We start from the raw sequence: 13075 nt of genomic DNA, 5'->3' as shown, positions 1-13075 counted from the left end.
CGCAGCGATCCGGCATCCGCCTCTCGCGCCCGGTCGGTCCCGCTCCCGGTGCCTGCCCGGAGCAGGTCGGCGTCTGTCTCTGACGGCTGGTGGGCCCCTGCCCCGGCACCGGCCCGCAGCGACCCGTCGTCCGCCCCTCCCGCCCGGCCGGCCCCGGCAGGGGCACCTGCCCGGAGCAGGTCGGCGTCCACCTCTGACGGCCGGTCCGCCCCGCTCCCGGCGTTCGCCCCGCGTGGTCGGGCCTCGGGGCCTGACCGTCGGGCGGGCGCGGCGTCCGTCTCTAGCGGTCGGGACTCGGTCCCCGATCGGCGGTCCGCCCCGCTTCCGGGTGTGGTCATCGGTGTCACGCTCCCCGGGCCGCCAGGACCGCCGCGAGATCGAGGCCGCGTGCTCGGTCCGCGTCCTCGCGATACTTCAGAACCGAGCCCAGCGTCGTCACGGCCAGGTCCGCGTCCACCTCGCCGGCCCCCAGCGCGTCCAGCGCCTGGGCCCAGTCGATCGTCTCGGCCACACCGGGCGGCTTGATCAGGTCCGCGCCCCGCAGCGCCTGCACCAGCGCGGTGACCTGCTCGGCCAGCCGCGCCGACACCCGGGGGAGCCGGCGCCGCACGATGGCCAGCTCGCGGGCGAAGGAGGGGTGGTCGAACCAGTGGTACAGGCACCGCCGTTTCAGCGCGTCGTGCACCTCCCGGGTCCGGTTCGAGGTCAGCACGACCACCGGCGGCTTCTCGGCACGGAGCGTCCCCAGCTCCGGAATGGTCACCGAGTACTCGGACAGCAGCTCCAGCAGGAACGCCTCGAACTCGTCGTCGGCGCGGTCGATCTCGTCGACCAGCAGGACCGAGGGCTGCGTCTGCAGGGCATGCAGGAGCGGCCGGGCGATGAGGAAACGCCGGTCGTACAGCTCGCTCTCGAGGCGGTCGGCGTCCGTCACGCCGGCGGCCTCCGCGGCCCGCAGATGCAGCAGCTGGCGCGGGAAGTCCCAGTCGTACAGGGCCTGGGAGGCGTCGATCCCCTCGTGGCACTGAAGCCGGATGAGGGGTGCGCCGAGCGCCTGGGCGAGGGCGGCGGCGAGCGCGGTCTTGCCCACGCCCGCGTCGCCCTCGCAGAACAGCGGCCGGTGCAGCCTCAGGGCCAGGAAGCAGGTGATGGCCAGTCCCTCGTCGACGAGGTACCCCGTCTCCTCCAGGCGGGCCCGCACCTGCTCCGGGTCGTCCATCCCGGTGATCGGCGCTCACCCCCATCCCATGGCGGTCAGCACCGCCCGCCTGGTCAGCACGCGCGCGAGGTGTTCCCGGTACTCGGGCGAGCCGGACAGGTCCTGCGACGGACGGCTGCCCTCCGCCGCCGCGGCGGCGGCCCGTGCGACGGCCTCGGCACTGTCGGCGCCGGCCAGCGCCTCCTCGGCCGCCGTGGCCCGCAGCGGGGTCGAGCCCATGTTGGTCAGTCCGACGCGCGCCTCGGCGATATGCCCGTCGTCGGGCCGCACCAGCGCCGCGACCCCGACGATGGCCCAGGACTGGGCGACCGGGTGGAACTTCTCGTAGTGGAAGCTCCAGCCGTCCGTCTTAGGGATCCGCACCTCCACCAGCAGTTCGTCGGGGGCCAGCGACGACTGCAGGTAGTCGACGAAGAACTCCCGCGCCGGGACCGTGCGCCGGCCGCCGGGGCCGGCCACGACCAGTTCGGCGTCCAGGGCCAGGGCGACGGCGGGCAGGTCCCCGGCCGGGTCGGCGTGCGCGAGGGAGCCGCCGAGGGTGCCCCGGTGCCGTACGGCCGGATCGGCCACCGTGGCCGTCGCCTCGGCCAGCAGACCGGCGTGGCGGCGCACCAGCGGGTCGTGGACCACCTCGTGGTGCGTGGTCATGGCGCCGATGACGAGCGTGTCGCCGCCGTCGCGGACCCCGCGCAGCTCCGGGACCCGGCCGACGTCGACGACGAGTTCGGGGAAGGCCAGCCGCATCCGCAGCAGTGGCAGCAGGCTCTGCCCGCCGGCCAGCACCTTCCCTTCCTCGCCCGCGTCGGCGAGCGCGCGCACCGCCTCGTCCACGCTGCCCGGACGGGTGTACTCGAACGCGGGAGGAATCATGCCGGACCCTCCTTACCCGACTCGCCGGTACCTGACCGACCGGCATCCGACTCGCCGACACCTGGTCGACCGAGACCCGACTCGCCGACACCCGGTTCACCGATGTCGCCGTACTGGCCGATGTCGCCGGACCGGGCGGCCTGTCCGGACTGGCCGGACTGCGCCGGACCCGTGCCCCCTGTCTCGTCGGCCGCCCCGGCGGCACCGGACCGCGCCGCCTGGATGGCCTGCCACACCCGGTGCGGCGAACACGGCATCCGTACGTCCCGCACCCCCAGGGGCCGCAACGCGTCCACCACGGCGTTCACGACGGCGGGCGTCGAGGCGATCGTCCCCGCCTCTCCGACCCCCTTGACCCCCATGGAGTTGGAGGCCGCCGGCGTCTCCGTCCGGTCGGTGACGAAGTCCGGCAGGTCCGCCGCCGACGGCACGAGGTAGTCGGCCATCGTGCCGGAGACGAGATTGCCCTGGTCGTCGTAGACGGCCTCCTCGAACAGCGCCTGTGCGATGCCCTGGGCGAGCCCGCCGTGCACCTGGCCCTCGACGATCATCGGGTTGACGACCGTGCCGACGTCGTCGACGCAGACGTACGAGCGGATCCGTGTCTTCCCGGTCTCCGTGTCGACCTCGACCGCGCACAGGTGGGTGCCGTGCGGGTAGGAGAAGTTCTCCGGGTCGACCAGCGTCTCGGCGTTGATGGACGGCTCGATCCCGTCGGGCAGGTCGTGCGAGGTGAAGGTCTCGAAGGCGATCTCCTGGATGCTCTTGCGGGCCTCGGGGGAGCCCTTGACGGAGAACACACCGCCGCTGAACTCCAGGTCCTGTTCGCTGGCCTCCAGCAGGTGCGCGGCGACCTTCCGCGCCTTCTCCACCACCTTCACCGCCGTCCGGTGCACGGCCTCGCCACCGACGGCCAGCGACCGGGAGCCGTAGGTGTCCATGCCCTGCGGGGCCGCCTTGGTGTCGCCGTGCACCACCTCGACGTCCTCGAACGGCACGCCCAGCACATCGGCCGCGATCTGGCTCCAGCAGGTGACGTGCCCCTGCCCGTGCGGGCTGGTGCCGGTGACGACCTCGACCTTGCCGGTCGGCAGCATGCGGATGCTCGCCGCCTCCCAGCCGCCGGCCCCGTACCTGAGGTCGCGCAGCACCCGGCTCGGCGCGAGACCGCACATCTCCGTGAAGGTCGACACACCGATGCCCAGGCGTACGGTGTCGCCGCGTGCGTTGCGCTCGCGCTGCTCGGCGCGCAGGTCGTCGTAGCCGAACAGGGCGAGCGCCTTCTCGGTCGCGGCCTCGTAGTTGCCGCTGTCGTAGGTCAGCCCGGCGATCGTGGTGTACGGGAACTCCTCGTGCCGGATCCAGTTCCGGCGCCGCACCTCCACCGGGTCCAGGCCGAGTTCGTGGGCCAGCTCGTCCATGGTCCGCTCGATGGCGAACGTGGCCTCGGGGCGGCCGGCGCCGCGGTAGGCGTCGGTGGGGGTGCGGGTGGTGAAGACGCCCGTGCAGGTGAAATCGTAGGCGTCCATCTTGTAGATCCCCGGGTACATGAACGCGCCGAGGATCGGGATGCCCGGGGTGACGAGCATCAGGTAGGCGCCCATGTCGGCGAGGAGGTCGACCTTCAGGCCGAGCAGCCTGCCCTCGCGGGTGGCGGCGACCTCGACGTCCTGGATCATGCCGCGGCCGTGGTGGGTCGCGAGGTAGCCCTCGGAGCGGGACTCGGTCCACTTCACCGGGCGGCCGAGCCTGCGTGCCACCGTCAGGGCGAGGGCCTCCTCGCCGTACACCTGGAGCTTGGAGCCGAAGCCGCCGCCCACGTCCGGGGCGATCACCCGGAGCTTGTGCTCGGGGACACCGGTGACCGTCGCCAGCATGATCCGCAGGATGTGCGGGATCTGGGTCGCGGAGTAGACGGTGTACTCGCCGGAGGCGGCGATCGGCGTGACGACCACCGCGCGCGGCTCCATGGCGTTGGGGATCAGCCGCTGCTGGTGGTAGCGGCGCTTCAGGGTCACCTCGGCGCGTTCCCGCACCGCGTCGAAGCTCTCGCCGGTGGCCAGTGGCCAGGTGTAGCAGCGGTTCGTGCCCTTGTCGGCGTGGACCAGCGGGGCGCCCTCGGCGAGGGCGGCCTCCAGGTCGAGGACCGGGGGCAGCGGGTCGTAGTCGACCTCGACGGCCTCCAGCGCGTCGGCGGCCGCGTACCGGTCGCGGGCCACCACGACGGCCACCGGGTCACCGGCGTGGCGGACCTCGTCCACCGCGATCGGCGGATGGTCGGGCAGCACGATGTCCTCGGTCACCGGCCAGGCGCAGGGCAGGGAGCCCAGCCCTTCGGCGAGGTCGGCGCCGCTGAACGCGGCGACGACACCGGGCCGTTCCAGGGCGGCGGAGACATCTACGCGGGTGAGGCGGGCGTGGGCCATCGGGCTGCGCAGGACGGCCAGGTGCAGCAACCCGGCGACCTGGATGTTGTCCGTCCAGTTGGTCTGGCCGGTGATCAGCCGGGCGTCCTCCTTGCGTAGCCGGGAGCGGCCGATCTCGTGTTCTACGGCCTGATCGGTCATGCCGTGGCCTCCTCGGTGACCTGTCGCCCGGGCGCGGGCTCCTGCCCGGGCCCTGGTTCCTGTCCGGACGCGGCGAGCACCGCGCGGACGATGTTCTGGTAACCGGTGCACCGGCACAGGTTGCCTTCCAGAGCGTGGCGGACCTCGTCGGAGGTGGGGTGCGGGTTCTCGCGCAGCAGATCGCGCGCCGCCATGATCATTCCGGGGGTGCAGTAGCCGCACTGCAGACCGTGCCGCTCGTGGAAGGCGCGCTGCAGCTCCGTCCACGTGCCGTCCTTCGCCAGTCCCTGGATCGTCGTCACCGCGCAGCCGTCCGTCTGCACGGCCAGCACCGAGCAGCTCTTGACGGTCGCCCCGTCCAGGTCGACCGTGCACGCCCCGCAGTTCGAGGTGTCGCAGCCGATCGGGGTGCCGGTCAGGCCGAGGCGGTCGCGCAGGTAGTGGGCGAGGAGGAGACGGGGTTCCACGTCGTCCTCGTACGTCGTGCCGTCCACGTTCACCTTGATGTGGGTCATGCGCCCTCCAGACCGTGCGGACAGGAGTGAGGGAATCAGCCGGACCGGCGTGATGTACGTCACTCTATGACCGCGCCCTGCGGGCGGCGAGCGCTGCGGCAGGCGATTGGTTGAGCGTTAATCCATTGCTGTCGGTAGGCCGTCCCTGCTGCACTGCTCGGGACCCGACGTCACCGGAGAGAGGACCTCCAGATGCGCACTGCGTGCATGTCCACCCAGGAAGGAACCCACCTCATGCCGAAGGACATCACGCTCAGTGCATCCGCTCAATCTCGGAATTTTCGCCCATGTCGACGCCGGTAAGACCAGTCTGACCGAACGGCTGCTGCACACCGCCGGAGTGATCGACGAGCTCGGCAGCGTCGACGCCGGCAGCACGACCACGGACACGCTCGCCCTGGAGCGCCGGCGCGGCATCACCATCAAGTCCGCCGTCGTGTCGTTCCCGCTGGACGGCGTCACCGTCAACCTCATCGACACTCCCGGTCACCCGGACTTCATCGCCGAGGTCGAGCGCGTGCTCGGCGTCCTCGACGGCGCTGTCCTGGTCGTCTCGGCCGTGGAAGGCGTCCAGGCGCAGACACGGGTGCTGATGCGGACCCTGCGCCGACTGCGCATCCCCACCCTGGTCTTCGTCAACAAGATCGACCGGCGCGGCGCCCAGGACGAGGCCGTACTGCACCGGACGGCGCGCCTGCTGGCCGTACCGCTCGTCCCCATGGGGCGGGCCGCCGCGCTCGGGACCCGCGCCGCCCGCTTCGTCCCCGGCCTGGGAGCGGCCGCGCTGGACGTGCTGGCCGACCACGACGACGATCTGCTCGCCGCCTACCTGGACGGCGGTGTCCCCGACAGCCGGCTGCACGCCGCCCTCGCGGCCCAGACCCGGCGGGGACTGGTCCATCCGGTGTATTTCGGCTCCGCCGTCACGGGTGCCGGTGTGCCCGAACTGATCGGGGGCATCGAGCGGCTGCTGCCCGCCGCCGACGGCGACCCGGACGGCCCGCTGTCGGCCACGGTCTTCAAGGTCGAGCGCGGCCCGGCGGGCGAGAAGGTGGCCTACGCGCGCGTCTTCTCCGGCACCCTGCGCGTCCGCGACCGCGTCCCCTTCGGGGACGGTTGCGGGACGGGCAGGACCACGGACGGCCCTGAGCCGGGCCGAGCCACCGGCGACCGGACGGAAGGCCGGTCCGCCGCCGGCCGCAAGGAACGCCGGGAGACCGACGGCCGCACGGAAGGCCGGATCACCGCGCTCAGCGTCTTCGAACGGGGCGCGGACGACCGGCGGGAGAGCGTCGGCGCCGGGCGGATCGTGAAGGTGTGGGGCCTCGGCGCCGTCCGGGTCGGCGACGCGCTCGGCGAGCCCGGAACGGCGTACGAGCACCACTTCGCGCCGCCCACCCTGGAGACCGTCGTCGTCCCCGGCCCCGGCACCGACCGGCGCTCCCTGCACCTCGCGCTCACCCAGCTCGCCGAACAGGACCCGCTCATCGGCGTCCGCCACGACGAGCTGCGCAAGGAGACGTCGGTCTCCCTCTACGGCGAGGTGCAGAAGGAGGTCCTCCAGGCGACCCTCGCCGACGAGTACGGCCTGGACGTCACCTTCCGCAGGACGACGACCCTGTGCGTCGAACGGCCGGTCGGCACCGGGCACGCCGTGGAGTTCGACAAGAAGGATGCCAACCCCTTCCTCGCCACCGTCGGCCTGCGCGTCGACCCCGCCCCACCCGGCTCGGGCGTGGCGTTCCGGCTGGAGGTGGAACTGGGCTCCATGCCGTACGCCTTCTTCAAGGCCGTCGAGGACACCGTCCGCGAGACGCTCGGCCAGGGACTGCACGGCTGGCAGGTCACCGACTGCACGGTCACCATGACCCACTCCGGTTACTCACCCCGGCAGAGCCACGCCCACCAGGGCTTCGACAAGAGCATGTCGAGCACCGGCTACGACTTCCGGGGCGTGACCCCGCTGGTCCTCGTCGAGGCGCTGCGACGGGCCGGCAGCCTGGTGCACGAGCCGATGCACCGCTTCCGGCTCCAGGCGCCGGCGGACACGCTCGGCACACTGCTGCCGGTGCTCGCCCGGCTGGGCGCCGTACCCGAGACAACCGGCACACACGGCCCGGCCTGCGTCCTCCAGGGAACCGTGCCGGCCGCCCGGGTGCACGAGCTGGAGCAACGGCTGCCGGGGCTGACCCGGGGCGAGGGCGAACTGGAGACGGCCTTCGACCACTACGCGCCGGTCACCCGCGGCACCGTCCCCGAACGGCCGCGTACCGACTTCAACCCGCTGAACCGGAAGGAGTACCTGCTGAACATGGCGCGCCGGGTGGGGGACTGAGCCCGGTCCGGTCGCCGGACGCCGGAACGGGCCGGCCTCGGCGCCGTGGCGCCGCCGACAATCCTCGCGTCAGCCGCCCGGTCGCTCGGCGGCATGGGCGGCGGCCCGCTCGTGACGCGGAGCCGTACGGCCTCCGGGCGAGTGGGGCGTCCCGGAGGCCGTACGACCGCTCAACCCCCGCTCGGGCCGGTCCAGTCGGCCTGCACATGCCCCAGCCGGACGCGCTGCGGGTGGTCGCCGACCGGGATCGACGCCACCTTCCGCCCGGTGGCGAAGTCGATCGCCGTGACCTGGTCGGCGCCGCTCTCGGAGACGATGCAGTCCTTGCCGTCACCGCTGATCGTCGCCCAGTACGGCTTGGACGTGGGGACCAGCGGACCCTCCTGGAGGGTGGCACGGTCGACGACGGTGGCGTAGTCGTCCATCGTGCCCGCCACACACAGTTTCGTGCCGTCGGGGTTCATCGACATGCCGTGGTGGCGCGAGTCGTTGACCCACGTGGTGCGGTCGTCGCTGGTCGCCGGGTTCTTCGGCAGGGTCTTGCTCCGGGTGATCTTGTCGGTGGCGACGTCGTACTCCAGGAAGCCGTTGAAGAACGACACCTGGAAGTACAGTTTCGACTCGTCCGGGGAGAAGACCGCCGGGCGCACCGCGTCGGAGAAGTCCTTCAGCCCGAACGCGTCCAGCCGCTGGCGCATGTCGATGACCTTGACCTGCTGGTACGTCGTCGCGTCCACGACGGTGATGTGCCGGTCACCCTTGGTCCAGTCCCAACCCGGGTCGTCCAGCGCGGTGTTGACGTCCCCGATGGACATGTTCCAGATGTACGCGCCGTCCTTGCTGAAGATGTTCTCGTGCGGCTTGTCGCCGGTGGCGAACGACCCCAGCTGCTTGCCGCTGACGATGTCGAGCACATGAACCTTGTTCGCGGTCGAGGCGGACACCGCGACACGGGTGCCGTCCGGCGAGACCGCCATGTGGTCGGCGCGGTAACCGGCCACCGCGAAACGCCAGTTGACCTTTCCGGTGGCCAGGTCGATCGAGACGACGTCCGCGAAGCTGGGCCGGGACACCACGACCGACCGGCCGTCCGGGGTGGAGTACATGTCGTCGGCGAACTGGTCGTGCCCCTCGCCGACGCTGTTGCGGATCGCCTGGAAGTAGATCCACTTGATGGGGTCCGCGTTGATCTCCGCCATCCGCTGGTCCTTGTCGGGGATGACGCTGATCCGGCCGACCTTCGCGAAGTCGCCGGAGGATGTGATGACATCGGCGGTGCCGTCCCAGTTGTTGCCGACGAACAGCACCTCGCGCAGTCCGTTGGAGGTGCCGGTGGCCGCGGAAGCGGCGGTCACCGGCCCGGCGAGGGTCAGGGCGAGGGCGGCGGCCACGGAGCGAAGGTGCCTGGTTCTGGAGGCAGGCATGACTGCTCTCTTTCCTCGGGAAATCTGAACACGGGCGCTTTCACAGTGAACTTACTGAAAAGTAAGGAGGGGTTGGCCTTCTCGACAAGATGTGTGCACGACAAGATTGGGCGATCGGTGGGGTGACGGAGGGGGAAGCGTGACGGGCAGGCTCAGAGCGCCCACAGGCCGCTACGGCGGCAGGTCCGCCGAGGAGCGGCAGGCCGAGCGGCGCCGCCGCTTCCTGGACGCGGCACTCCGGCTGTTCGGCGACACCCCGGGCTACCGGGGCACGACGGTCGCCGCGCTGAGCCAGGCCGCCGGCCTGTCCACGCGCCAGTTCTACGAGGAGTTCCGCACCCTGGAGGACGTCCTGGCCGCGCTGCACCTCCAGGTGAACGGCTGGGCCGAACAGGCCGTGCTGGACGCCCTCGCCACGGCGGAAGGGCTGCCGCTGGCCGAGCGCGCCACGGCGCTCTTCCGGGCCTACGCACGTGAGGTCACCTGTGACCCGCGCCGCATCCGCATCGCCTTCATGGAGATCATCGGGGTCAGCCCGCGCCTGGAGGAGCAGCGCCTCGCCCGCCGGGCCCGCTGGGTCGACCTCATCCGCGCCGAGGCGGACGCGGCGGTGGCGCGCGGGGAGGCGGCGCCGCGCGACTACCGGCTGGCGGCCACGGCCTTCATCGGCAGCGTCAACGGCCTCCTGCACGACTGGAGCGCCGGCTGGGTGGACGCCACGCTGGACGAGGTGGTGGACGAACTGGTGCGCCTGCTCCTGGGGATGCTGCGCCCGGAGGGCTGGCGCCCAGGGGCCGGATAGCCCGGTGGGCCGGTGAGCTGGTCGGCCGGTGGACTGGTGGACGCCGGTAGGCCGGTAGACGCTGGTGGGTCGGCCGCCCGGATCGAAAACCCCAGGTCATCCGGGGTGCCCGTTGTTCGGCGCGCGGGATCGGCCGGGAGCTGGTCTGCTGGTGCGGGGGGTCGTACCCGTTCTCCGGAGAGACAGATGAGTACCTACCGAGTCGCGCAGGTGACGGCCGCGGACGGCGCCTTGGAACTGGCCGAGCGGGAGGTGCCGCAGCCGGGGCCCCGCCATGTGCGGATCGCCGTCGAGGCGTGCGGGATCTGCCACAGTGACGCCCTCATCGTGGGCGGCGGACTACCGGGCGTCACGTTCCCGGTGGTCGCCGGGCACGAGATCGCCGGCCGGATCGAGGAGCTGGGCGAGGGCGTGCAGGAATGGGGATACCAGGTCGGCGACCGGGTCGCGGTCGGCTGGTTCGGCGGCAGCTGCGGCCACTGCACCCCCTGCCGCCAGGGTGACTTCATCGTGTGCGCCAACCTCAAGGTCCCCGGATGGGCCTACGACGGAGGCTTCGCCGACAAGGTGATCGCGCCCGTCGACGCCCTGGCCCGGATTCCCGAAGCGCTGTCGGCGAGCGACGCGGGGCCCATGGCCTGCGCGGGCGTCACCACGTACAACGGCCTGCGCCGCAGCGCGGCGAAGCCGGGCGACCTGGTGGCGGTGCTGGGCATCGGCGGCCTGGGCCACCTCGGCGTGCAGTACGCGGTGGCGATGGGCTTCGAGACGGTGGCCATCGCCCGGGGCCCCGAGAAGGCGGACTTCGCCAAACAGCTCGGCGCCCACCACTATGTCGACAGCACCTCCGGCACCGCGGTCGCCGAAGCGCTACAGTCCCTGGGCGGTGCCAAGGTCGTCCTGGCCACCGCCGGGAACTCCGAGGCCATCACGGCCACCGTCGACGGCCTCGCACCCCGCGGCGAGCTGGTGGCCATCGGCGCGGACCCCGAGCCGCTGGGCATCAGCCCCGTGCAGCTGCTCATGATGGGCCGGGTCGTCCGCGGCCACCCGTCCGGCACCGCGCAGGACGTGCAGGACACCATGGAGTTCAGCGCCCTGCACAACATCCGCCCGATGACCGAGACCGTCCCGCTCGACGGCGCGGCTGAGGCCTATCAGAAGATGCTCTCCGGCCGGGCCCGCTTCCGGATGGTGCTGACCACCGGCTGACCCCTCAGCCGCACAGCCGGTCCACCGCTTCGAGCACGGGGGCGGCGCCGTCCTCGCCCCGGACGCGCGCGCCCAGGGTCCGCGCCCGCTCCCGGTACGCCGGGTCACGGGTGGCCCGCAGCAGAGCCGAGGCCAGGGCCGGCACCGTCAGGCGGCGCAGCGGTACGACGTCCGGTGCCACACCCAGCGCGACCAGCCGGGCGGACCAGAAGCCCGCGTCGAACTGGATCGGCACCGGCACGGCCGGCACCCCCGCGCGCAGCCCCGCCGCCGTCGTGCCCGCGCCCGCGTGGTGGACCACGGCCGCCATCCGCGGGAAGAGCGGCGCGTGCGGTACGTCGCCGATGGTGAGCATGTCGTCCCCGTCGGCCGCGAGCCCGCCCCATCCGCGCTGGATCACCCCGCGCAGCCCGGCCCGCCGCAGGGCCGCGACCACCTGGGCGCTGAGCCGGCCGGCGTCCGGCACGGTGGCGCTGCCCAGACCGACGAACACGGGCGGCGGCCCGGCGTCGATGAACGCGCCCAACGCGGGCGGGAGTCGGGTGCCGTCGTCGTACGGCCACCAGTAGCCGCCCACCTCCAGCCCCGGCCGCCAGTCCCCGGGCCGGGGCACCACCGTCGGGCTGAAACCGTGCTGCACCGGCCAGCGCTGCCGTTCCCGCGTGCGCCGCGCGGCACCGGCCCGGAGCGGAGGCAGACCCAGCCGAGCGCGCACGGAGGGCACGGTACCGGCGAAGACCCGCTCCACGGCGACGCTCACCCCGTGCCCGGCGGCCCGGTTGGCCGCCCCGCCCCAGGAGCCGCCCCCGAGCACCGGAGGCGCGAACTCCCTGGTCGCCGCGATGGGTTGCAGATAGACACCCATGCTGGGCAGCCGCAGCCCCTCGGCGATCGTATGCCCGAGCGGGGCCAGGGACGCCGACAGCAGCAGGGCGTCGCTCTCCGTGGCCGCCGCCAGCAGGTCGTCGGTCATCCGCCCGACCAGCCGCCGCGCCATCTCCGCGATCCGTATCAGCTTTCCGGCGCCGCTCGCGCTGCGGTGCAGCCCCCGGCCGCGCGCCGACTCCAGCTCCGCCCGAGGGTCGACCGGCAGCGCGCGGAACCCGACTCCGGAGCCCGCCACGAGCGGCTCGAAGCGGGCGTGTGTGACCAGGGTGACCGTGTGTCCGGCACGGTGCAGCCGGTGCCCCAGGCCGGTGTAGGGGGCCACGTCGCCGCGTGAGCCCGCCGTCATGATCGCAACCCGCACGGGTCCCAGTATGGCCCGCACCCCGGCCGCCGGCAGCCGAACGCCCAGCCGGACACGCCGACTTCCGCCCGGGCCGCGGGACGGCGACGGCGGCGGCGACCAGAAGTGGTCCCGGGCCCGACGAGGGACCTAGGCGGCGGCGAGCACCAGCAGGCCGGTCGCCGCCAGCAGGGCACAGCCCAGCACGGACCAGGCCACCAGCCGCTGCCGCAGCGCCCGGTATCTCACCTCGTACGTCTGCCGCAGTTCCGCGGCGCGTTCGGCGGTGCGCCGCCACGAGGTGCGGGCCAGCGCCAGGTATTCCACCTCCAACTGCCGCTCCAGTTCCTCCCGTTGGGTGTCCGTGAGCCAGTGGAGCCGGGCGGCGACCCGGGCCGCCGCCGTGCGGCCCTCCTCCCGTGCGGCGGCCAGCAGCAGATGACCCTCGATCTCCCGGACGAGGGCCCGCGCCCCCTGGTCCTCGTCCTCCCCGCTCGTCACGGCGCGGTCAACTCCCGTTCCGCGGACGCGACCTCCGGATGGTGGAGATCGAACGCCGGGGACTCGCTGCGGATGCGGGGCAGGGTGAGGAAGTTGTGCCGCGGCGGCGGGCAGGAGGTCGCCCACTCCAGGGAGCGGCCGTAACCCCACGGGTCGTCGGACGTCACCCGCTCTCCGTACCTGGCCGTCTTCCAGACGTTGTAGAGGAAGGGGAGAAGGGACGCACCGAGCAGGAACGAGAAGACCGAAGAGACGGTGTTGAGCGTCGTGAGCCCTTCCGCCGCCAGGTAGTCGGGGATCCGGCGCTGCATGCCCTCGGCACCCAGCCAGTGCTGGACCAGGAAGGTGCCGTGGAAGCCGATGAACAGCGTCCAGAAGGTGATCTTGCCCAGGCGCTCGTCG

General features: G+C 72.6%; 11 protein-coding genes. 3 read left to right on the top strand and 8 right to left on the bottom strand.

All coding sequences use genetic code 11. The features are described 5' to 3' along the window. Positions 1 to 343: 343 nt before the first annotated feature. From ACGFRF_RS25800 to ACGFRF_RS25785, 4 genes are read right to left on the bottom strand one after another with little or no spacing between them, the layout of a single operon-like run. Positions 344 to 1219: an AAA family ATPase gene (locus ACGFRF_RS25800; protein ID WP_393743736.1), complete on the bottom strand. Its 876-nt coding sequence runs from the start codon at positions 1217 to 1219 to the stop codon at positions 344 to 346. 15 nt (positions 1220 to 1234) lie between these two features. Further along, positions 1235 to 2089: an FAD binding domain-containing protein gene (locus tag ACGFRF_RS25795; RefSeq protein WP_393743734.1), complete on the bottom strand. Its 855-nt coding sequence runs from the start codon at positions 2087 to 2089 to the stop codon at positions 1235 to 1237. Next, entirely contained in the window at positions 2086 to 4656 is a 2571-nt protein-coding gene (locus ACGFRF_RS25790) for a xanthine dehydrogenase family protein molybdopterin-binding subunit (protein ID WP_393743732.1), read from the bottom strand. Before ACGFRF_RS25790 ends, ACGFRF_RS25795 begins: the two co-directional genes overlap by 4 nt. Further along, positions 4653 to 5171, bottom strand: coding sequence for a (2Fe-2S)-binding protein (locus ACGFRF_RS25785; RefSeq protein ID WP_393743730.1), 519 nt, complete (start codon positions 5169 to 5171; stop codon positions 4653 to 4655). The genes ACGFRF_RS25790 and ACGFRF_RS25785 overlap by 4 nt, the downstream gene beginning before the upstream one ends. 256 nt (positions 5172 to 5427) lie before the next feature. Between ACGFRF_RS25785 and ACGFRF_RS25780 the strand changes: the two genes are divergently transcribed. After that, entirely contained in the window at positions 5428 to 7506 is a 2079-nt protein-coding gene (locus ACGFRF_RS25780; RefSeq protein ID WP_393743728.1) for a GTP-binding protein, read from the top strand. A gap of 170 nt (positions 7507 to 7676) precedes the next feature. On the opposite strand, the gene ACGFRF_RS25775 is transcribed toward ACGFRF_RS25780, so the two are convergent. Then, positions 7677 to 8930, bottom strand: coding sequence for a YncE family protein (locus ACGFRF_RS25775; protein ID WP_393743726.1), 1254 nt, complete (start codon positions 8928 to 8930; stop codon positions 7677 to 7679). A 139-nt stretch (positions 8931 to 9069) separates the two neighbouring features. On the opposite strand from ACGFRF_RS25775, the gene ACGFRF_RS25770 reads away from it, so the two are divergent. Together ACGFRF_RS25770 and ACGFRF_RS25765 are read left to right on the top strand one after the other, a co-directional pair. Then, entirely contained in the window at positions 9070 to 9732 is a 663-nt protein-coding gene (locus tag ACGFRF_RS25770) for a TetR/AcrR family transcriptional regulator (RefSeq protein WP_393743724.1), read from the top strand. A gap of 186 nt (positions 9733 to 9918) precedes the next feature. Then, positions 9919 to 10944, top strand: coding sequence for an alcohol dehydrogenase (locus tag ACGFRF_RS25765; RefSeq protein WP_393743722.1), 1026 nt, complete (start codon positions 9919 to 9921; stop codon positions 10942 to 10944). 4 nt (positions 10945 to 10948) lie between these two features. Here ACGFRF_RS25765 and ACGFRF_RS25760 read toward each other — a convergent pair whose 3' ends face one another. The 3 genes from ACGFRF_RS25760 to ACGFRF_RS25750 all read right to left on the bottom strand — a co-directional run. Then, entirely contained in the window at positions 10949 to 12178 is a 1230-nt protein-coding gene (locus ACGFRF_RS25760) for a glycosyltransferase (protein WP_393744257.1), read from the bottom strand. A gap of 144 nt (positions 12179 to 12322) precedes the next feature. After that, the gene (locus ACGFRF_RS25755; RefSeq protein WP_393743720.1) at positions 12323 to 12673 is read right to left on the bottom strand and encodes a hypothetical protein; all 351 of its coding nucleotides are present in this window, start codon (positions 12671 to 12673) and stop codon (positions 12323 to 12325) included. After that, positions 12670 to 13075, bottom strand: a 406-nt coding sequence (locus ACGFRF_RS25750; RefSeq protein WP_393743718.1) for a cbb3-type cytochrome c oxidase subunit I, incomplete at its 5' end; no start/stop codon positions are given. The genes ACGFRF_RS25750 and ACGFRF_RS25755, both read right to left, overlap by 4 nt.

Origin of the sequence: Streptomyces sp. NPDC048521 (assembly GCF_043199855.1) — a bacterium.
Lineage (GTDB): Bacteria > Actinomycetota > Actinomycetes > Streptomycetales > Streptomycetaceae > Streptomyces.
This window is presented reverse-complemented; position numbering and strand designations above follow the sequence as displayed.

Bases quoted from the DNA above. Each gene is read 5' to 3' on its own strand.
- ACGFRF_RS25775 (WP_393743726.1), bottom strand. From the start codon at position 8,930: ATGCCTGCCTCCAGAACCAGGCACCTTCGCTCCGTGGCCGCCGCCCTC.
- ACGFRF_RS25765 (WP_393743722.1), top strand. From the start codon at position 9,919: ATGAGTACCTACCGAGTCGCGCAGGTGACGGCCGCGGACGGCGCCTTG.
- ACGFRF_RS25800 (WP_393743736.1), bottom strand. From the start codon at position 1,219: ATGGACGACCCGGAGCAGGTGCGGGCCCGCCTGGAGGAGACGGGGTAC.
- ACGFRF_RS25790 (WP_393743732.1), bottom strand. From the start codon at position 4,656: ATGACCGATCAGGCCGTAGAACACGAGATCGGCCGCTCCCGGCTACGC.
- ACGFRF_RS25785 (WP_393743730.1), bottom strand. From the start codon at position 5,171: ATGACCCACATCAAGGTGAACGTGGACGGCACGACGTACGAGGACGAC.
- ACGFRF_RS25760 (WP_393744257.1), bottom strand. From the start codon at position 12,178: ATGACGGCGGGCTCACGCGGCGACGTGGCCCCCTACACCGGCCTGGGG.
- ACGFRF_RS25795 (WP_393743734.1), bottom strand. From the start codon at position 2,089: ATGATTCCTCCCGCGTTCGAGTACACCCGTCCGGGCAGCGTGGACGAG.